This window comes from Chryseobacterium angstadtii (genome assembly GCF_001045465.1).
Classification (GTDB): Bacteria; Bacteroidota; Bacteroidia; order Flavobacteriales; family Weeksellaceae; genus Chryseobacterium; species Chryseobacterium angstadtii.
Genome location: NZ_LFND01000006.1, coordinates 352244 through 371911 on the forward strand (window position 1 = coordinate 352244; position 19668 = coordinate 371911).

The 19668-nt window shown below is 37.8% G+C and carries 20 protein-coding genes; 3 read left to right on the top strand and 17 right to left on the bottom strand.

What is annotated here, in order from left to right; genetic code table 11:
- Positions 1-24 precede the first annotated feature (24 nt).
- The 6 genes from ACM46_RS18235 to queG all read right to left on the bottom strand — a co-directional run bounded on the left by ACM46_RS18235 (position 25) and on the right by queG (position 4993).
- The gene (locus ACM46_RS18235; RefSeq protein WP_241486050.1) at positions 25-1065 is read right to left on the bottom strand and encodes an efflux RND transporter periplasmic adaptor subunit; all 1041 of its coding nucleotides are present in this window, start codon (positions 1063-1065) and stop codon (positions 25-27) included.
- Between the two features lie 106 nt (positions 1066-1171).
- On the bottom strand, positions 1172-1504 hold the full coding sequence (locus tag ACM46_RS18240; RefSeq protein WP_048508120.1) for a hypothetical protein: 333 nt from the start codon (positions 1502-1504) through the stop codon (positions 1172-1174).
- Positions 1505-1674: 170 nt separating this feature from the next.
- Positions 1675-2136, bottom strand: coding sequence for an SRPBCC family protein (locus ACM46_RS18245; RefSeq protein ID WP_048508121.1), 462 nt, complete (start codon positions 2134-2136; stop codon positions 1675-1677).
- A gap of 13 nt (positions 2137-2149) precedes the next feature.
- Entirely contained in the window at positions 2150-2797 is a 648-nt protein-coding gene (locus tag ACM46_RS18250) for a murein L,D-transpeptidase catalytic domain-containing protein (RefSeq protein WP_048508122.1), read from the bottom strand.
- Positions 2798-2803: 6 nt separating this feature from the next.
- Entirely contained in the window at positions 2804-3487 is a 684-nt protein-coding gene (locus ACM46_RS18255; RefSeq protein WP_083997453.1) for a TIGR02117 family protein, read from the bottom strand.
- A gap of 558 nt (positions 3488-4045) precedes the next feature.
- A complete protein-coding gene (gene queG / locus ACM46_RS18260) occupies positions 4046-4993 on the bottom strand; it encodes a tRNA epoxyqueuosine(34) reductase QueG (RefSeq protein WP_048508274.1) in 948 nt (315 codons plus the stop codon).
- A 161-nt stretch (positions 4994-5154) separates the two neighbouring features.
- On the opposite strand from queG, the gene ACM46_RS18265 reads away from it, so the two are divergent.
- Both ACM46_RS18265 and ACM46_RS18270 read left to right on the top strand, forming a co-directional pair.
- Entirely contained in the window at positions 5155-5454 is a 300-nt protein-coding gene (locus tag ACM46_RS18265) for a rhodanese-like domain-containing protein (protein ID WP_048508123.1), read from the top strand.
- Positions 5455-5480: 26 nt separating this feature from the next.
- A complete protein-coding gene (locus ACM46_RS18270; protein WP_048508124.1) occupies positions 5481-6098 on the top strand; it encodes an HD domain-containing protein in 618 nt (205 codons plus the stop codon).
- Positions 6099-6544: 446 nt separating this feature from the next.
- Here the strand turns inward: ACM46_RS18270 and ACM46_RS18275 are convergent, their stop codons facing one another.
- From ACM46_RS18275 to ACM46_RS18320, 10 genes are all read right to left on the bottom strand, one after another.
- Complete coding sequence (locus ACM46_RS18275; protein ID WP_048508125.1) at positions 6545-7315, bottom strand: alpha/beta fold hydrolase; 771 nt, start codon at positions 7313-7315, stop codon at positions 6545-6547.
- A gap of 82 nt (positions 7316-7397) precedes the next feature.
- Positions 7398-8342: an NAD(P)H-dependent flavin oxidoreductase gene (locus ACM46_RS18280; protein WP_048508275.1), complete on the bottom strand. Its 945-nt coding sequence runs from the start codon at positions 8340-8342 to the stop codon at positions 7398-7400.
- 108 nt (positions 8343-8450) lie between these two features.
- Entirely contained in the window at positions 8451-8954 is a 504-nt protein-coding gene (locus ACM46_RS18285; RefSeq protein ID WP_131707621.1) for a hypothetical protein, read from the bottom strand.
- Between the two features lie 82 nt (positions 8955-9036).
- Positions 9037-10401, bottom strand: a complete 1365-nt coding sequence (locus tag ACM46_RS18290) for a peptidylprolyl isomerase (RefSeq protein WP_048508127.1) — start codon at positions 10399-10401, stop codon at positions 9037-9039.
- Between the two features lie 87 nt (positions 10402-10488).
- Positions 10489-11412 carry a PfkB family carbohydrate kinase gene (locus tag ACM46_RS18295; RefSeq protein WP_048508276.1) on the bottom strand — a complete coding sequence of 308 codons (924 nt, stop codon included), beginning with the start codon at positions 11410-11412 and terminating at the stop codon, positions 10489-10491.
- A 27-nt stretch (positions 11413-11439) separates the two neighbouring features.
- Positions 11440-11997 carry a gliding motility lipoprotein GldD gene (gene gldD, locus ACM46_RS18300; protein WP_048508128.1) on the bottom strand — a complete coding sequence of 186 codons (558 nt, stop codon included), beginning with the start codon at positions 11995-11997 and terminating at the stop codon, positions 11440-11442.
- A 44-nt stretch (positions 11998-12041) separates the two neighbouring features.
- Complete coding sequence (gene mutY, locus ACM46_RS18305; RefSeq protein ID WP_048508277.1) at positions 12042-13088, bottom strand: A/G-specific adenine glycosylase; 1047 nt, start codon at positions 13086-13088, stop codon at positions 12042-12044.
- 120 nt (positions 13089-13208) lie between these two features.
- The gene (locus ACM46_RS18310) at positions 13209-13631 is read right to left on the bottom strand and encodes a hypothetical protein (RefSeq protein ID WP_241486051.1); all 423 of its coding nucleotides are present in this window, start codon (positions 13629-13631) and stop codon (positions 13209-13211) included.
- A gap of 117 nt (positions 13632-13748) precedes the next feature.
- The gene (locus tag ACM46_RS18315; protein ID WP_048508130.1) at positions 13749-15110 is read right to left on the bottom strand and encodes a DUF5458 family protein; all 1362 of its coding nucleotides are present in this window, start codon (positions 15108-15110) and stop codon (positions 13749-13751) included.
- Positions 15111-15131: 21 nt separating this feature from the next.
- Positions 15132-15578, bottom strand: a complete 447-nt coding sequence (locus ACM46_RS18320; RefSeq protein ID WP_241486052.1) for a type VI secretion system contractile sheath small subunit — start codon at positions 15576-15578, stop codon at positions 15132-15134.
- Positions 15579-16265: 687 nt separating this feature from the next.
- Here ACM46_RS18320 and ACM46_RS18325 point away from each other — a divergent pair.
- Positions 16266-17312 carry a hypothetical protein gene (locus ACM46_RS18325; RefSeq protein WP_048508132.1) on the top strand — a complete coding sequence of 349 codons (1047 nt, stop codon included), beginning with the start codon at positions 16266-16268 and terminating at the stop codon, positions 17310-17312.
- A 62-nt stretch (positions 17313-17374) separates the two neighbouring features.
- Here ACM46_RS18325 and ACM46_RS18330 read toward each other — a convergent pair whose 3' ends face one another.
- Positions 17375-19471, bottom strand: coding sequence for a M13 family metallopeptidase (locus ACM46_RS18330; protein WP_048508133.1), 2097 nt, complete (start codon positions 19469-19471; stop codon positions 17375-17377).
- Between the last annotated feature and the right edge of the window lie 197 nt (positions 19472-19668).

Sequence of the window (19668 nt, forward strand, 5' to 3'; positions counted from 1 at the left end):
GTTTGATTTAAAGATTAGGGAAGGTTAATACTTCTTTTTAATTTTAATTACATCACCGTCCTTTAAAGACTGTGTTCCTTCGTAAATGATTAAATCTCCTTTTTTAAGACCACTTTCCACCACATAAGAATCTCTTAAAGTAGCTCCGATCTTAATAGCGGTCATTTTCACTTTGCTCTGTTTATCTACAACAAATACATAGGTTTTATCCTGGATAGAGAATGTGGATTTCTGAGGAATTAATATCGCATTGGCCTGATGCTCGGAAATAATAAGTTTTCCTGAAGTACCGTGCTTGATAAGGCGGTCCGGATTGGGAAAGAGCACTTTATAACGGATAGATCCCGTAGTTCTGTCTATTTCTCCTTCTGCTGTTTTCAGTGCTCCGTTGAACTGGTAATTCACTCCGTTCGGAAGAGTAAGCTCAATTTTCTGATGATTTCCGATTTTGTCGTTGGCCAAAAGTTCAAAATACAGGTTTTCCGGGATGGAAAAATAAGCATAGACTTCGTTCAGCTGGGACAAAGTTGTGAAAAGGGTTCCGTTTTCTACAAGGCTTCCTTCTTTATGGGGAATAACATCAATCACACCATCGAAAGGAGCGGTCACCCTTGTAAAGCTGATCTTCTGAAGAACAGTTCTTCTCTCCGCATCTGCAAAGGCATGTTTCGCTTTGGCCGATGAAAGTTTTGCCTTTACCATTTCCAGCTCATTATTAGCTACAAATTTTTTAGCATGAAGGCTTTGGATCTGTTTCAGCTCTACTTCTGCAACGCGGACGTCTGCATCGGTCTGTTTTAAAGTGGCATTGGCTTTTAAAAGCTCCATCTGAAGTTCGGCATCATTGATTTTGAAAAGAGACTGTCCCTGGTGTACAAACTGCCCTTCATTCACATCAATACGCTGAATAATGCCGCCAATCCGTGAACGGATGTCTACATTTTTCTTCGCCTGAATATCTGTTACAAACTGGTTGTTGACGAGTGTATCTTTTTCTTTGATCTCCAGTACAGGAACTTCTTTTTCTTTTGCTCTGTTTTTTTTGTTGTCTTTACTGCATGACACAGCGAATAATATTGCCAGAAAGCAAATTATTACATTTTTAGAATACATTTAAAGGTATTTAAGTTATAAAATTTCGATAAAATAGACGGATTTTCAATAACTTATACTAATACAGCTGGAGGAGATGGAGAAATGATTTTACTCCGCAAATGATAGAAATGGCAATGTCCGGAAGGCTGATTCTGGAGGAAATCTTCGTGATGGAAGAGAAATCTCCTGTTGCCATATCCTCTTTGCAGATTACATATTTTACGATCTTTGAAGCGGCAGGCAGCGCATGGGTGTTCATGTCCGTTTCCTCATAAAAATCGAGGGCAAGGACGTTTCCTATATTGGGAACACATGGAATATTACGTAATGATTTTTCTGCCCATTTCGAATTGAAAAGGGTGAAAACCAGTATGAAATAAAAAAAGATAAATGACCTCAGACCTGCCATGTCAATCAGAAAAACTTTGGTTTTTTAGTAAAAACGATAGTTCGGCTAAATTATGGATTTTATATGGGGTTTTTGGCATTATGAATGTTAAAAAAACTTAAACAATGCCTTATATCATTAAAAAAATAAGGTTTCTGAACTGCTTCAAAAACCTTATTTAATTTTTAGACTTATTTTGTACTGAACATTTTTTCCAGGACAGTATAACGGTAATTGAAAATATCTTCCAGTTTCTTTTTAACAAACAGCGAGTGGGCCATTTCACCCAAAAACCCCATGGGAAGCTCATAATCAACAGTATCTTTCATGAGAACTCCTTTTTCGTTGGGGATGAATTCATGGTGGTGATGCCATAATTTGTAAGGCCCTTTTTTCTGGAAATCTATAAAACTCTTCTGAAAATCTACTTTAAGAATCTCTGTCTGCCACTTCATCTTTATTCCGAACAGTGGTGATACATAATAATCAATGAGCATTCCTTCAACAATTTCATCGTTCTCCATTTTTGTCAGAACTATAAAATTCATGTCTTTAGGCGTGATCTCTGTGAGGTTATTGGCGGAAGAAAAAAACTTCCAGGCCGTTTCTATATTGCAATTTAGCTGTTGTTCGCGGAAAAGTCGGTGCTTCATAATTTCTCTTATATTACTGATAGATCCACATCAGGATAGGTTTTCCTGTCTTTTGAATCATAGGATCAATCTCTCTCATGGCATTATTGGAAATGGTTGGACAGCCCCAGCCCTCCGGAGACCCTTTCGGAAAAACTTCGTTGTCACTCATCTGGTCCCAGGAATGGAAAACGATATATCGCTTCAAAGCATTACTGTTGGTTTCTTCCAGGCCATGCATCAAATATTTAATATTGATTCCCCATTCACTCCGGCCTCTTCCCTGTAGCTTATATTTTCCTAAAGATGAAAGGTGGCTCCCATCTTCGTTGCTAAATTCGGGGTGATCTTTTGAACCGTCTCCACTCCATGGATTGGAGCCGCAGCCATGACCCACAAGGTACTTCTTCACAACCGATTTCGTTTTAAAATCCCAGACAAAAAATCTTTTAATCCCCGAATGAAGGCTCATATCAATCAGAATGCAGAATTCTGTGCTGAGCTTTTTTGAAACGCAGAACTTTAGAGCTTCCTCTGCTTTTTCTGTAATTTCAGTGAGGTCTTCCTGAGGCTTCTTTTCAGTTACGATGGCAGGATCAGTTGTAATACGGCGGTTCTCTTTAGGTTCATTGGTACAGGAAAATATAAGATGAGCGGCCAGAATTGCGGTGAAAATCCTCATTGCGACTTATTTATAATGTCTGAAAATTCCAAAATCCGAAGGTGTCCATAAGGCTGCTTTCTGTCCTGCTGCTTTCAGTGCATCATTGGCCCAGGTATTACAGGTATTCAGGAAGCTGTATTTTCCTTTGGCATCATAAAATGCATCGTTTACGTCGTATACGGCATCGGTAGGAATCAGGATGAAATTTCCTTTGGAATCTTTATCAAATTTATCTTCAACAAATTTCACCAGACTGGTATACTGGTTTCTGCTGATCATTATTTTTTTGCAGTCCTCGCCTTCTTTCATGGTTTTATAATACGTACAGTGCATCGCCGAATCACTCAGCCAGAATGCCGCTTTGAATGCCGTAGAAAATTTCAGATCCGCCCATGTTGGGGTATCAAGATAGAAACCTTTGTCGCCCCAGCCAATTCCTATATAATTATAATCTGTACTTTTTGATTTGGTATTGGAAAAAGGAACTTTCGTACTCCAGTCGAAAAGATCGTTTTTCACGGGCATTACAATATCTGTATGCACTCCGTTGGTATAAATATAAATGGGAATATCTTTCGGCTGCCCGTCTTCTTCTCCTGAAACTTCTATAAGTGGCAATACAAGCCCTAAAATCACATAGAGCGCCACAATTCCCAAAATAGCTCCTAAAGTTTTGAGAACATATAATACTATTATTTTCACCGTCATGTCTTAATAAAATTTAATCTTCAATTTCCTGTAAAAGTATTTGTTTTAATCGAAAAAATGATTAAATTTAGTTACGAAATATTCACCAATATGCGTAAAAATACAAAATCACAAAAGAGATTTAAAGTAAGAGTGAAAACAGCTCCAAAAAGAGTACAAAAAAAACGTTGATTTTCTGTGGGACATTGGTCTCCTGAAAGTCAATTTTCTTTTTAGGAAAAGCTTTCCGACTGTTCTTATTTTTTTAGATCTTATCCTCCCTAACACTGATTGTATAAGGGGTGGTCGATTATCCTCCAGAGTTTTGGAACCTAAAAATTCCAGATGAGGATTTGTCACCAAAAATTTAGGATAGAAGATGGATGAATTTGTGAAATGGTGAATGTGTGAATTGTTAATTGATCGGTCATAACCAATTGACTATTGACTTGCGGAGCAAAATTGAGCCTTGATATTTGATTTTGAATTTTGAATTAAAAAAAATTAGAACTATTCCAATCACGGAACTCCCAACCCAAAACCCATAACCAGTAGCCCGCACCTCGAAACCCGCAACCATTAATCAACATCTGAAGAACGTTCCAGGAATTCAATATTCCGCTTCAATCCTGCAAATTTTGTTCTTTTTACGGGGGATTTTCTAAAAATTTCTGAGAATATCTCCTGAGTAATTTCCCGCCATTCTTCTTTTTTGAAATTTTTCAGTGATTCATTCGGAGCAAAACGGCTCTGAAGATTAGGAGCTGAGAATCTGTTCCAGGGACATACATCCTGACAGATATCACATCCAAACATCCAGTCTTCCATCCTGTTTTTAAAATGATCCGGAATTTCATTTTTGAGCTCTATCGTCGCGTAAGAAATACAACGGCTTCCGTCGATAATCTTTTCTGAAACAATGGCATCAGTAGGACAGGCATCAATACATTTTCTGCAGGTTCCGCAATGATCTGTCGTTGCATGATCAGGAATGAGCTCCAGATCACAAATGATTTCGGCTAAAAAGTAAAACGAACCATTCTGTTTGGTAATGAGATTGGCATTTTTCCCTACCCAGCCTATACCTGATTTTCTAGCCCAACTGCGTTCCAAAACAGGGGCAGAATCCACAAAAACCCGGAATCCGAACTCTCCTATCTCTTCCTGAAGTTCTGCCACCATTTCACGGAGGATTTCTTTTACCACCTCATGGTAGTCTTCCGCATAGGCGTATTTTGATATTTTATAGTTTTCCAAAGCAGAAATTTTCTCTTCCGGAAAATAATTATAGGAAAGTGAAATAACCGATTTAGAACCTTCTACAAGCAGCCTGGGATCTAATCTTTTATCGAAATGGTTTTCCATGTACTTCATTTCTCCATGGAAGTTATTTTTAAGCCATTTTTCAAGATTCGGAGCATCTTCTTCTAAAAATTCCGCTTTGGATATACCGCAGCTCTGAAATCCAAAACGTTCTGCTTTGGACTTGATTAACTGAGAGTTTTTTTCGGCACCGGAATTAAGGATTTTCACTTTGCAAAATTAAGATTAATTTACTAATCTTTTGCTTTCCAATTATTGAGGAATTTTTAGGATTTTTTGTGGAAAATTTAAATTTTGATAAGGAGTTTTTCAGAAAAAAATTGCGTATTTTCGTTCTTACTTTTTTAATCTAAAATTAAACAGTTATGTCTTTAATAGAAGTTATACAATCAGGAAACTATGAATTAATTGATGTTCGTGAGCCAATGGAGCTTGAAATGGACGGAAATATAGACGGAGCCCAAAATATTCCTCTGGGTGAAGTGGAAGACAGAAAGGAAGAAATTCTATCTGTTGAAAAACCAGTAATCCTGTTTTGCAGAAGTGGAAACAGAAGCGGAAAAGCATTAGAATATCTTAACAGTCAAGGCTTAAAAGACGGCTATAACGGCGGAGGCTGGGCTGAACTGAAAGCTGTACTGGAAGCAAATCAAGGAACTTTTTAAAAGTTCCTTTTTTATTTTCAGCAGTTATGTATTTAAAGGAAAAATTCAAAGATCTCTGTTTTGATTTGACATCGGATCAGGATCTGATCAACAGCTTCTGGGAGGAAATTGAAACTAAATATTCCGAAAAAGGCAGGCATTATCATAACCTTTTTCATCTGGAAAATATGTTTCTGGAACTGGAAAAGGTAAAAAGCAACATTCAGGATTTCATGGCTGTTTCTTTTTCCGTGTTTTATCATGATGTTATTTATGATGCCACTTCAAAATCCAATGAAGAAAAAAGTGCTTTATATGCTGCCGAAAGACTTCAAAAACTGGGTCTACATCAGGATATAATCTCAAAAATATCATTACAGATTTTAGCTACAAAATCGCACCTCCATTCCAATGATTCCGATACCAATTATCTTCTGGATGCCGATCTTTCTATTCTTGGAAAAGATCCGGAACTCTATCTGGACTATACCCGGAAGATCAGAAAGGAATACTCCATTTATCCGGATTTGCTCTATAAACCCGGCAGAAGAAAGGTGCTCAAACATTTTCTCGAGCTTGAAAGCATTTTTAAAACTAAAGAGTTCAGGGATCAATATGAGTTTCAGGCTAAGGAAAATATTGTTGAAGAACTTAGAATTTTGTAATTAAAAAAGGAGATGCAAAAAAAATTGCATCCCCCGTCATGAAAAACATCCATTTCACTAGACCAATACACCACATTCAATACATTGGAACTGTTTGGAAATCTCTTTACTGATGATTCAAGAATAAAGATCACTAGAGTATTTCAATGTGATTTAGATTGTATATTTTGTGTAATAAGTCCTGTAACAGAAGTAGAAATTTACTATACTATCTCTGAGAAAAAAACTCAGAGAATAATTAAAAATTTATTTCCGGTTATTAATTCTTCCTTTTTTTATTTCCATTAAAAATGGATCATAAGAAAAACATAAATGGTATAAAAGCATACAAAAAAAGCTGTCAACCTAAAGTCACAGCTTCATTTGTGTACAAAATTGTATAGAGGATTCTATTACACTCACTTTATGTACAAATGACCTCATTTCAGGATCCTTATTTTTTGTCATCAACTATTTAAACGGATAAACTCTGATGCTTTTGTGAGAACCAGCTCCGGCACTTCCTTATGCGGCGTATGCCCAATTTCGGGAATTATATATTTTTCGGCTGTTCCATTTACTTGGGTAATTGTTTTTTCAACCTGATCCATTGTTCCGTATTCATCGTCTTCTCCCTGAATGAAAAGCAAAGGGCACTGAATGTCTTTTAAAAGGTATTCAATATTCCAGTTTCTGTAGTCTTCGCGGGTCCAGGTTTCTGTCCAGGCTCTGAACAACATTTCTACTTTGTCTCCGTGGTATTTTTGCAGGCGTTCGGGAAGATTGGTTGTTTTGTAAGCTTCCCAGGCATCATACACTCCTTTTAATGTGACCTCTTCTACAAAAATATGTCCCGCTTCGCAGATCAAAGCCTGTACTTTTTCCGGATATTTAGCTGCGGTAATCAGTGCAATGGTTCCGCCGTCACTATGTCCGAACAGAATTGCATGATTGATATTCAATTCTGCAAGAAGATCGTTTAACAGATCTGCTTCCAGTTCCATATAATTAACGGGTCTTATATGAGTAGGCATCGGATAGGATTTTCCGTAACCTAATCTGTCATAGAGGAGAATATTGCACCCTGTAGCTTCAGCCAGTCTGGAAGGAAAATCTCTCCAAAGCTGTGCGCTGCCTAAGGAATCATGAAGAAAAACAAGGGTCGGTCTGCCTTCAAACCGGTGAACATATTCAATATAAAGGGTCTGGTTATTAATCGTTATTAAGTTATTCTGCATCATTATATCATTGGGATAATTACTCACTTAACTGAATGTTTAAAAAGAAAGAACCTCAGCATCTACTGAGGTTCCTTTTATGCTATAAAAAAGGTATTTTGGTTTCTTCAAACTCTTTCAGCAGATTTCGGAATACCGTTTCTACCGGTAAAATTTCATCAATTAAAGCGGAAACCTGACCTATTTCCAGTTCGCCGTCTTCCATATCTCCTTCAAACATTCCGCGCTTTGCTCTGGCTCTTCCCAGAGAGGCTATCAATGCTTCTTTATCTCTTCCCGACTGATAAATCTCTTCCAGCTCGCCAAAGAATTTATTTTTAACCATTCTTACCGGTGCCAGTTCTTTTAATGTAAGATGAGTATCTCCCTCGTTAAGCTCCGTAATTTTCTTTTTCCAGTTTTCATGGGCACTTGCTTCAACGGTAGCAGCAAAACGTGAGCCTATCTGCACACCATCTGCTCCTAACATCATGGCGGCTTTCATCTGTGAACCCAACGCAATTCCTCCGGCAGCAATCAATGGTTTAGAGATGTGTTTTTTGACATTCGGGATCAGACAGAAAGTAGTTGTTTCGTCTCTTCCGTTGTGTCCTCCGGCCTCAAAGCCTTCAGCAACAATAGCATCTACTCCGGCCTCTTCACATTTTACAGCAAATTTGGTGGAAGAAACCACGTGGGCCACTTTTATTCCTTCCTTCTGAAGTGTTTCTGTATACGTTTTTGGATTTCCGGCGGAAGTAAAAACAATCTTCACTCCTTCCTCCAGGATAATCTGGATGATTTCTTCAAGATTAGGATAAAGCATCGGAACATTCACGCCAAACGGTTTATCCGTTGCCAGTTTACATTTTTGGATATTTTCTCTAAGGATATCAGGATACATGCTTCCCGCCCCGATAATTCCCAGCCCTCCGCAGTTAGAAACCGCAGAAGCCAGTCTCCATCCTGAATGCCAGATCATTCCGGCCTGAATAATGGGATATTGTATGTTAAAAAGTTCTGTAATTCTGTTTTGATCTGTCTTCATTTCATGAAGTTTTTTTGCTGAATTAAAATCTATGAAATTGCTCATGCGTAAAAATACTAAAAACAATGGTTCTCAGTCATTAAAAATAGATAAAAAACCTGATATACACTATATTTTCGAGCGATAAGAAGTGAGTATCTCATCAATCACCGGGCTCAGATTTAAAAACTTTTCTGCTAAAAAATGCAGATCCTTCACTAAATGATCAGGATTCAATTCAATCCAGCCTTCCATAAGAGTCAGAGGTCCATATTTTACACTAACATTCTCCCAATTCTGACAGTCTTCCTCGAATCGTTTCCTAAAATCATCTGCAAAGCTCCGGGCCTGTATTGTATAGCCTTTAATATTTCTCAGTTTCAATGCGTGGATATTGTAATATACTTTTTTCTGTTCCACCGATTTTTCATTCACCCAGACGGAGAAAAAAATTCTTCCGGGAGCATCTATGGGAGATTCCATATTACTGGACCATTCCGGCTTGTATATTTTCAAAGCGATGGATTCAAGAATGAAGTCTACGGAGAATTTTAGACCTGCATGTGTAAATTCTTTAAGGGAAATAGTATCAACAGCTTCCTGGAATTTTTGTACGTAAAAATGATTATCCATTGCTTTAAATTTATCTTTTAAATATATATTTTTTTGGAATGCATTCACAAAAAAACCTTCAGAATTTCTGAAGGTTTGATATTTATTTTTTAACTGAATCTTTTTTCCAGTTGGCTTTGAACTTACAGTTGTCATAGCGTCCGTCAATGGATATGAAAGTTGTCGGTAGTTTGGAGTTGACAAACTTCTCAATCATTTCATTTCGCTTTTTATTGAGGGCCATCTGCTTGATTCTGTTATAATCTGTTTCCAGAGTGATCTGGTGAGCAGGGATAACATCTTCCTGTTTGATGATCTTTACTACTTTTCTCTTATTATCGTCGTCTTCAAAAGGAGCCGTAATATCACCTTTATTTAAGCCGGCAAGCTCGTAGCTGATTGCTCCCGGGATGCTTTCTCTTTCAATTTTATCAGAACCGTCTGCTCCGGGAATAAGTCCGGCGTTGAACTTCGTTCTCTTATCGTCTGAGAATTTAAAAGCTGCATCTTTAAAAGTCATTTTTCCAGCTACAATAAGGCCTTTGATACTGTCTAGTTTTGCTTTTGCCATTTTAATTTCCTCATCAGTAGGAGTAGCTTTCAGCAAAATGTGTCTTGCATCATATACTTTCCCTGATTTCTTGATCAGCTGTATAATATGATACCCGAATTCTGACTCAATAGGATCTGAGATTTCATTTTCCTGAAGGTTCAGTGCAGCCGCTTCAAACGGTTTCACCATCTGTCCTTTGTAAATGTTTTTATACAGTCCTCCGTTCGCAGCAGATCCTTCATCTTCAGAATAAATCCTTGCCTGGCTTTCGAAAGTTTCTCCGCCTGCAATATCCTGTTTGATTTTCTTTAATCTTTTGATCAGATCTTCCTTATGAGCTTCTGTAAGCTTAGGATACATCATAATCTGAGCTAAAGATACCTCATCCTTCACTTCCGGAAGCTGCATTTTATAAAGGTTGTAGAAATCCGTCACCTCATTTGGCGTTACGTCTGCCTTTTCAGTGATACGCTGATATTTTGCCTGTCCGTAGTATTGGTCAATATCTATCTTTTCGATAGCATTTTTCATTTCAAATCCGTTTCTGAATTTATATGCGGCAAGCATTGTTTTTTCATCCGGGAACTGACCAAGTAACTGACGGTATTTTGCATTCGCCTGCTCTTTAATAGCAGCAGAACGGTTTTCAATTAATGTATCTTTTTTGGCTTCATATACCAGAAGCTTATTACTGATAAGATTTTCAAGGAATTCACATTTATCAGTCTCAGAAGCACCCTGTTGTTTGGCATAGTTCATCTGCTCATTCACATCTGATTCCAAAACAATTTCATCACCGATTACAGCAGCAATACCATCCACTAATTCCCCTGGTTTTAGCTGAGCCTTCATGTTTGAAGAGAATATCATCATGAAAATCCCAAGAAGAAAAGTGATTTTTAGTTTATTTGTCATTTTACTATTTTAAACAAGTTGCAAATTTAGAATTCTTAACGAATTAGTCTCTATTTTTTATTATAAATATTTCTTAAAAAGACTTATTTATTGCAGTTCAACATCGAATGTTGTTAATTCTTTGAATTGTTTCAATCTGCTGAACATATCAGATTCATTTACTTCTTCAATTCTTTCTGTTCCGAATTTTTCAACGGTGAAAGAAGCCATAGCTGAACCTACGATCAAAGCAGACTTCATGGTATCGAAATCAAATTTTCCTTTTTTAGCAAGATAAGCTGCAAAACCTCCTGCAAATGTATCTCCCGCACCGGTTGGATCGAAAACATCTTCCAGTGGAAGCGCAGGAATCGCAAATACTTTATTGTCGTGGAAAAGAAGCGCTCCATGTTCTCCTTTTTTGATGATCACATAATCCGGTCCCATCGTATGAATCTTCTTAGCTGCTTTTACAAGAGAATATTCTCCGGAAAGCTGTCTAGCTTCTTCATCATTGATGGTAATAACATCTGTTTTAGCAATCATATCCATCAGAATATCCAAAGCAGAATCCATCCAGAAGTTCATCGTATCAAGGATCACCAATTTAGGACGCTTGTTCATTTTTTCAAGTACGGAAAGCTGAACGCCCGGGTGTAGGTTTCCAAGAAGAAGAATCTCTGCATCCTGCATAGAATCAGGAATTTTTGGATCGAAGTTCTCTAAAACATTCACTTCAGTAGCCAAAGTATCTCTGGTATTCAGATCGTTGTGGTATTTTCCGGACCAGAAGAACGTTTTTCCTTCTTTTACGATTTCTATTCCTTCAATATTTACGTCTCTGTCTGTGAACATATCAAGGTGCTCCTGCGGGAAATCTCCTCCTACAACAGAAACAATACCAGATTTAACGCCTAAAATAGATGAAGTAATGCTAATATAAGTAGCAGCTCCTCCTAAAATTTTATCAGTTTTACCAAACGGCGTTTCGATTGCATCGAATGCAACACTTCCTACAACTAAAAGTTTCATATATTTTTCAATGTATTTTAAAGTCAATTATTTTTTCCATTCAAAGGTATCCAGCATATGTTTCATATCATTTTTGATATAGTTCACTGCCGGGGCCAAAGAGTCCGGTTTCGGTCTTGTATTAAAGTATAAATAAGCAGTGACGAAATGTTTCGTACTGTCTGTAACGTAAAACTGAAGATTGGAAGCACTCTGGCCTTTGAGTTCATAGAAGTTTCCGTATACCTTTTTATCAGGGTATTCAAAAGATTTGGTATCTATGGAGCTGGCTTTAATGGTATGCTCGTATACCATTTTTTCGGCTTCTTTGATGTGATCTGCAAAATCATTCTGTATCGGGTAATAGGTTACAAAAACCTTGGCTTTCATTTTGGGATAATTCAAATAGTACCAACAAGGCCTTTTGGCATCTGTAATGGTTGCAAAATCTGAATATTCAAAAGTATAGGCACAGTTATTTTCAAACTTCTGATATTTCGGTGCCGGATACTCAAGGCGGAGTTCCCCATAAGGTTTTGGAACATGATCTTTTCCGCACGAAATTAAAAGCAGCGATACAAAAATAAAAATGACGTTTTTTATCATTTTGCAAAAGTACAAATTAGATTTTAGATTTTGGGAGACAAATTTCAGTCTTTCAGTGAGTTTTGAATGTAGTTTTCCAAAGGCTTGGGAAAAGATTTATCGTGAGAGTCTTCAAAATTGGTAATGATGTACTGATTTTGTGCGATAAAGCTGTCCCAGGCTGCTTCTGAAAGAACCTCAACATTTGAAATTTCAATCGTGAGATTCTTATGGGTAAGCTTATGGGTGATGGTTTTCACATTCCTGATAAAGGGCTCCAGATCTGAAGAAATGGCAGGCGGAAATTCAAAGAGTTTCTTCCAGATAAAATCATCCTTCCTCTGCTGAATCAAGAACTGTCCGTTCCTGTGCACGAAATAATATTTCAATGCAAGATCTTCTGTTTTAACTTTTTTGGTTTTAACAGGATAATCGGATGTCTTTTCAAGAGAAAACGCAAGGCAGTCATCATTAACCGGGCATTCTCCACAGACAGGGTTCTTAGGTTTACAGATCTCTGAACCGAGATCCATCATCGCCTGATTAAAATCTCCTACATTGTCAGGTAGAATCAATTCTGCGAGCTGAGAAAAGTATGAGAAAGCTTTTGAACTGGAGATATCAAAATCATCTGCAAAAATACGGCTCAGAACACGGTAAAAATTACCGTCAACAGCGGGCATTCTGGCTCCGAAACATATACTTGAAACGGCAGCAGCGGTATATTTCCCTACTCCTTTAAGCTTTAAAATTTCTTCATATTCAGAAGGAAATGTCCCGTGATATTCATTCATAATCTGCTGTGAAGCTTTATGAATATTGATGGCTCTGGAATAATATCCGAGGCCTTTCCAATAAAGCAATACTTCATTTTCTTCAGCTTCGGCCAAAGTCTTTACATCCGGAAATCTTTTAATGAAATTATTATAGTGGTTCAGTCCCTGACTGATTCTTGTCTGCTGAAATACAATTTCACAGATCCAGATTTTATAAGGGTCTTTGGTCTGTCTGAAGGGCAGATCTCTTGCATTTTTTCCGTACCAGCTGAGGAGCTTGTTTCCTATAGGTCTGAAGTTATCGTTTTCTAATTTTTCCAAAGGTTTCTTCTTCATTATAGATGCTTCGACTCCGCTCAGCATGACATTGTACCCTAAAGTGTTAGAAACATCATGCTGAGCGGAGTCGAAGCATCTGAATTTACAGACGTTTAATTCTTCTCTGCAAAGATAAAACTATTTATCTTTTTTTACAGAATATACCGGAGCGGCCTTCAGCCATTCATATTTAAGATTTCTTTCCGGAGCAATAAGGCGGTATCCTTCCAGTTTTTTCAGATAAAGATAGATGGAATCGCTTTTAAGCTTGAGTCTCTGCTGCGAGAGAAACATAAAAGGATAGTCTACTACTGAATCTCTGACTGTTTTAAGGACTTTTCCGGATCTCACTTTATACAGAAAAAATGATTTTCCTCTTCCTCTGGAACTGTCGGCCAGTTTTACATTTGAACTTGCGATAACGAGCTCGCTGCCGTCAAAGCACTCTTCTTCGTCCATGATATAAGCTTTCCCCTGCTGGCGTTCATCTTCAAAAAGATCTACCTCATAATGATCAGGCTTCTGGTATTTTTTTTCGCACGCAGCTAATACCATCAACATGAATATAGGGAGAAAGAAGCTTAACTTTTTTTTGATCACATTAATTTTCATATGAATTGGCAGTAAAAAACCGATGTAAAAAATGCATCGGTTTTTTTATTAAAAGTTGAATTTTTATTATTCCTGAGTATATTGTGCATCCCATTCGTTGCCATCATCTCCTTTGTGTCCGTCTAATTTAATAACGAAACTTTTTGTAGGGAAATAAGGGGTCATACGGATATCAAGCCATACTCTGTCTTTATTCACTCTATCTTGCTCGAAACGAACAATTTTGAATTTTTCAATCAATTTATCCGGGCCTTTGATATTATCCAGGAATGTAACGATCTGTCTTCTAAGATCATCTTCATTTTTTGCATTCCAGTTTTCGAAAGCTCTTCTGTTCAGGAAGTCCAGTAAAACTTTAGTTACATAGTCGAATACACGAACTACAGAGTAAGTCTGAAGCCCGATATTGTCTCCTGTAAACAATGTTTTTGCAGAGAATGCCATGATTTTCCCGTACTCATTAACCATCGGAACAAGACCCATTTTTTCCAACTGAGAAATTTCACTTTTCTTCAATTCGAATTTTACGGCATCTACTTCGTTGATATTTCCGTGTTTTTTACCTGCTGCTACCTGAGACATCAAGGTTTTGTGAATTTTTCCGGCCAATGAAGTGGAAGGTGGAAGCTCTACGTTTTCCTCTTCTCCTACTTCTTCTGCTTTTCCTCTTCCCACAAGCCAGTTACACGTCATAATAACGTTACTTCTGTGAAGCTCTCCTCCAGTAAGATTGGCTGAGTGGAATAAATCTACCACATCATCCGGCTTATCAAGATTAGCAAAATCGGTAACCATCATTACTTTGTTCTCGTTACAGATTTTTGCCCATTTTTCAATAACCTTATTTGACCCTAAATATCCAGGTATAGCCAGGATAGAATAGTTGTCTCTAAGATCCAAACGGTCGTAATAATTTTTGAATTCTTCAGAAATGGCATCAATGAATAAAGGGTTATCAAGATCTGAAACCTGCTCCAAGCTTGCATTCACGATACTTACATTATCCACTTTATCCAATTCTGTGTTTTTATAGAATTGGGCTACAGTTCTGTAGTTGGTTTCCAACATACGTACTGAATCCAGTGCATTTTTCAAATTGGTTTTTAAATTCTGATCAGCTGCCTGTGCTTTGTTTTTACAGGTATCTGCCATTTTATCTGCAGATTCGTTTCCTTCCAGAAGGCTTACCCAAAGGTTGATTTTCTGAAGGAGTTCTTTTCTTTCATCAGATTTATTATTGTCTGTCAGGAAAATTTCTTTCCTGGCTTTTCTTGTCGGGTTCATATTGGCGATACCGTCTACAACGGATTCAACAAAGCCAAAACCTCCCATTTTATTTAGCTCAGCAAGCGGATTCCCTTTCGGTTGTCCTGCGTGTTGCTGCTGACCCTGCTGTTGGCTTTCTTGTGCCTGTAATTTGCTATCCATGATTTGATTTAGTGTAAATGATTATTTTTCAAGTTCTTGTGCCACATCTTTCAGTACTTCGATGAATGCAGCTCTGGTCTGATCATTCTCAAGCATATTACGCAGAATCTTATTGGTTTTCAGCTGACGTACAATTTTGTTGTACTGCTCCTGCTCTACGCTAAGCTGCTGTAAATACTCTGATTTCTGGGTAAGATTTTTTGGGGTAAAGTCTGCAAGATTCTGAAAACGGAATTCTTCTTCCACTATAGCTCCATCTTCCGTTTCGTGCTGTACTGCTACAGAAGGCTGAAAATGTCTGAAAACGTCGTCTACCGACTTTAGTCCTGTTACTATTTCAGGGGTATAAGATTCTTCTGTGGTAAGCTGGCTCACTATCAGGGATTTGTTTTCCTGGATTTCCTGGATAGCTTCATTAGCGTCTACTTTTACTTCGTTTCCGCCAACACCATAATTAAACATTGCCATATTATTATTATTTTGAGATTTATGATTTTGGTTTGGATCTGTCTTTGAGTAATTTACCGACGAATCGAATAAATTACCAATCCAATGTTTAAATTTAAAAAAAAACTGTAACATACAAAATTTTGTCAAGATTTTTCTTGAAATATTTAATTTAACCCATAATATATATAACGTAAAATCATCACTTTACGATATCACTAAACTATGAAAAAATAAATAAACAAAACACGGAGATGTAAAATAAAATCCGAGGGTATTTTGTTGCCGTAAGAAAGTTACGAGGTATGGGGTTTTATGATGCAGAATGCGAGTTTCGGGGTGCGGGATTCGGGTTTGAGAGAGGGAGAGTAAGAGGGTTTGAGCGTTATGAGTTTTGGGATGCGGGTTTCGGGTGTGGGTGTGTGTGGTGCGGGATGCGGAAGTATTAAATGAGCCGACCAATATCTGGTGACTGAGGCTCCCGAAGTCACCAGAAGCAGTCTATTCTATCCAAAATCTAATGTCTGAAATCTTTAATTTCCATTCACCATTCACTTGCCCAGCAAAATTGACCATTGATCTTTCTCAATCTCAGCCTTTGCCTCAACCTGGAACTCTGAAACCTTTCTATCCCAAGCTCAAGTTAAAAAAGAATTTCTCCGGTATGAAGAAAAATATTTTTTATATTTAAATAAAGTAAACGGAATAATGAAAGATGTAAAGATCGCGTTCAGAAAACCAATATATCCTGTTTCCGAAGCATTGGAGCAATATCTGGAAAAACATAACAGAACGACCAAAATTCAGTTTCTGTATGAAGATCTGCTCAGATTCAGCGACAGTGTGAATATTCTGGATAAGGAGGGCAAAGATACTTTGTGGCTCGGGGTATTGTATCCTGAACATGAGTTCAGAGAAATAGAGGCTAATTTAAATAAGATTTACACTCTTCTTCATTCCGACGGAGATGAAGCCACTTTACCCTATCTGAAAGTAGACACAATAGACTTCTGTACCTTCGGAAATTCTAAACCTTTCCGAATCCGGGTAAGAAATATCCTGAACGATAATTATACTAATTTTTATATAAAACAGGCCGATGCATCACGGATTTACGGACTGGAAATCGAAGACCTGCTTTCGCCCAACAGGATCAATTTTTTAATTTATAAAAACACCCTGATAGAAGAACATATCTTGGGAATTCCCGGAGACGTCTTTATTCAGAAACATTTACACAACTGCACGGAATCGGAAAAGGCACAAATTTCCAAGGAGTTTGTAAAATTCAATGAACGCTGCCTTATCGGACTGCTTGGAGACATGCGCTCCTACAACTATGTGATTATTCCCATACACGATTTCGATCAGGTTATTTACAGAATCCGTCCTATTGATTTTGATCAGCAGAGTTATGAAGGAAATCTGAAAGTTTATCTTCCCCAATATTTCAAAGAAAACAACGTGATGGTGAATATGGTACTGGAAAAACTGAAGCCTAATTCTATTGAACAATACCGTAAAGAAGTACGTTCACAGATTGTAAAAAGGGTAACCAGCAGCAAAAACAGGTTCGATGAACTTATTTCCATTATGAAAAAAGAAAATATTGCACCGGAAGCCCATGTAACAGAGCTAAAAACAGCTTTGCGAAAACTCACCTACGATGTCAATTTCAAGTATTGCAAAACTATGGGAGACATTATAGAAACCGGGATCAATTTTGTTCTCCGCAATTATAAGAAAGCCTATTAAAAAGAGAATCCACCTCAGCGAAATGTGAGATGGATTCTTTTCTTTTTATTTTTTTGGCTGTTCTACCAGATTTTTATTCTATCCTGAGGCGCTTTGTACATTTTGTCGCCAGGTTTGATATCAAAAGCTTTGTTGAATGCATCCTGATTAACCAACGGGCCGAATGCTCTGAATACACCCGGAGAGTGCGGATCTGTCTTTACCTGATTGATCATGTACTGATCGGTAGACTTGGTTCTCCACACGGTTGCCCAGCTCATAAAGAACCTCTGATCCTGCGTAAACCCGCTTATTTTTCCCGGATTTCCTTTATCTTTCAAATACATCTGCAATGCATCATAAGCTACCGCTACTCCACCAAGATCCCCGATATTTTCACCACTTGTGAATTTACCGTTGACAAAGCTTCCTTTTACAGGTTCGTAAGCGCTGTACTGAGCCGCCAGTTGTGCCACTTTCGCATCAAAGTTTTTACGGTCTTCATCTGTCCACCAGTTATTTAAGTTTCCGTCTCCGTCGAAACGAGAACCACTGTCATCGAATCCGTGAGAAATTTCGTGTCCGATTACGGCTCCAATTCCTCCAAAGTTAACGGCTGCATCCGCTTTAGGATTATAGAAAGGGGGTTGAAGAATAGCCGCAGGGAAAACGATTTCATTGTTTGATCCGCTGTAATAAGCGTTCACAGTTTGCGGCGTCATTCCCCATTCTGTTTTATCTACCGGTTTTCCTACTTTATCCAGATTTTTCTGATACTGCCAAGCCGCTACATTCTGAAGATTGGAATATAATGTAGCGCCTTCTTTTGGAGCACCTACTTTCAACTGAGTATAGTCTTTCCATTTATCCGGATAAGCAATCTTTACGGTAAATTTAGAAAGCTTTTCCTGTGCTTTGACTTTAGTGGCCGGAGACATCCAGTCCATATCAGCGATATGTTTTTTGAATGATTTCAGAAGGTAATCAATATACGTTTCCATCTGAGCTTTTGCTTCAGGCGTGAAGTATTTTTCAACATATAGTTTCCCGAAAGCTTCACCCAGAACTCCGTTCACAAGCGTAAGTCCTCTTTTGTCCATCGGACGCTGCTCTTTTTGCCCCTGAAGGTATTTTGAATAGAAATCAAATCTGATCTGCTCCAGTTTATCATCAAGATTGCTGGCATTTCCGTTGATTAAATGATATTTTAAATAATCTTTCAACAACGGAAGGTTCTTTTCAGTGACAAACTGATCCATATTCTGATAATATTTCAGTTCACCAATGATCACTCTGTCTGTATTGACACCGGCATCCTGAAGGTATTTAGCCAGATTAACATTTTTAACCAATCCTGAAAGTTCGCTTACATTTTTAGGGTTGTATCTCAGGTTAGCGTCTCTGTTTTGCTCCAGTGTTAGCAGATAATTGGCAAGCTGTTTTTCGAATGTCACTACATTCTGTGCAGCCTGTGCCGTATTTTTATATCCTAAAACACCGAATAATTTATCTACATAAGACTGATATTCTGCCAGAGTTTTGGTATTGGCGTCATTTACTTTCTGATAATAGTCTCTGCCTAATCCCAGATCCGGACCTCCCAGATATACCGCATTCATCTTAGAATTCTTCATATCGGCACCTACTCTCCATCCATAGAAAGAATTGTCGCCCAATTTCGTGGCTTCAAGAAGGTATTTCTGAAGATCATTCAGATTTTTAATGGCATCTATTTTTGCTAAATCACCTTTGATAGGAGCTAGACCTTCCGCATTTCTTTTGCTTACATCCATGAAGGAAGCATACAGATTCTGGATTTTCTGTCCTTCTGAGCCTGCAGGATAAGTTTCAGATAAAATTTTGTTCAGGATATCCAGCGAAGCGTCATCCACATTCTCTCTCAAAGCATTGAAAGATCCCCAGCTAGCCTTATCCGAAGGGATTTGAGTCGTTTTCACCCAATTTCCGTTTACATAGCTAAAAAAATCATCCTGCGGACGTACATTTTTATCCATATAAGATAAATTGATTCCTTCCTCTTTCACTTCTTCTTTCATAGGCTTTTCAATGGCAACCTTAGTATCTGTTTTGGTTTCTGTACCAGCAGTTTTCGCTGTTCCGCATGAGTTTAAAAATACAATGCCGGAAAGAGCAAGTATTCCAATATTTAGCTTTTTCATTAAAAAAAATTTTGATTATGTACAAACTTACCAAATATACAAACTTTAGTGATAAGTGATTAAGGATAATTGAGAAATGATGAGGAATTGGTAGTGGGTTCGGGTTGCGGGATGCGAGTTTCTAGTTTCTAGTTTCTAGTTTCTAGTTACAAGATCCGGGTTACTAGTTTCTAGTTGCAGGATACGAGGTGTGGGAT

Bases quoted from the DNA above. Each gene is read 5' to 3' on its own strand.
- ACM46_RS18240 (WP_048508120.1), bottom strand. From the start codon at position 1,504: ATGGCAGGTCTGAGGTCATTTATCTTTTTTTATTTCATACTGGTTTTC.
- ACM46_RS18245 (WP_048508121.1), bottom strand. From the start codon at position 2,136: ATGAAGCACCGACTTTTCCGCGAACAACAGCTAAATTGCAATATAGAA.
- ACM46_RS18250 (WP_048508122.1), bottom strand. From the start codon at position 2,797: ATGAGGATTTTCACCGCAATTCTGGCCGCTCATCTTATATTTTCCTGT.
- ACM46_RS18255 (WP_083997453.1), bottom strand. From the start codon at position 3,487: ATGACGGTGAAAATAATAGTATTATATGTTCTCAAAACTTTAGGAGCT.
- ACM46_RS18265 (WP_048508123.1), top strand. From the start codon at position 5,155: ATGTCTTTAATAGAAGTTATACAATCAGGAAACTATGAATTAATTGAT.
- ACM46_RS18270 (WP_048508124.1), top strand. From the start codon at position 5,481: ATGTATTTAAAGGAAAAATTCAAAGATCTCTGTTTTGATTTGACATCG.
- ACM46_RS18275 (WP_048508125.1), bottom strand. From the start codon at position 7,315: ATGCAGAATAACTTAATAACGATTAATAACCAGACCCTTTATATTGAA.
- ACM46_RS18280 (WP_048508275.1), bottom strand. From the start codon at position 8,342: ATGAAGACAGATCAAAACAGAATTACAGAACTTTTTAACATACAATAT.
- ACM46_RS18285 (WP_131707621.1), bottom strand. From the start codon at position 8,954: ATGGATAATCATTTTTACGTACAAAAATTCCAGGAAGCTGTTGATACT.
- ACM46_RS18290 (WP_048508127.1), bottom strand. From the start codon at position 10,401: ATGACAAATAAACTAAAAATCACTTTTCTTCTTGGGATTTTCATGATG.
- ACM46_RS18295 (WP_048508276.1), bottom strand. From the start codon at position 11,412: ATGAAACTTTTAGTTGTAGGAAGTGTTGCATTCGATGCAATCGAAACG.
- gldD (WP_048508128.1), bottom strand. From the start codon at position 11,997: ATGATAAAAAACGTCATTTTTATTTTTGTATCGCTGCTTTTAATTTCG.
- mutY (WP_048508277.1), bottom strand. From the start codon at position 13,088: ATGAAGAAGAAACCTTTGGAAAAATTAGAAAACGATAACTTCAGACCT.
- ACM46_RS18310 (WP_241486051.1), bottom strand. From the start codon at position 13,631: ATGTTGATGGTATTAGCTGCGTGCGAAAAAAAATACCAGAAGCCTGAT.
- ACM46_RS18315 (WP_048508130.1), bottom strand. From the start codon at position 15,110: ATGGATAGCAAATTACAGGCACAAGAAAGCCAACAGCAGGGTCAGCAG.
- ACM46_RS18320 (WP_241486052.1), bottom strand. From the start codon at position 15,578: ATGGCAATGTTTAATTATGGTGTTGGCGGAAACGAAGTAAAAGTAGAC.
- ACM46_RS18325 (WP_048508132.1), top strand. From the start codon at position 16,266: ATGAAAGATGTAAAGATCGCGTTCAGAAAACCAATATATCCTGTTTCC.
- ACM46_RS18330 (WP_048508133.1), bottom strand. From the start codon at position 19,471: ATGAAAAAGCTAAATATTGGAATACTTGCTCTTTCCGGCATTGTATTT.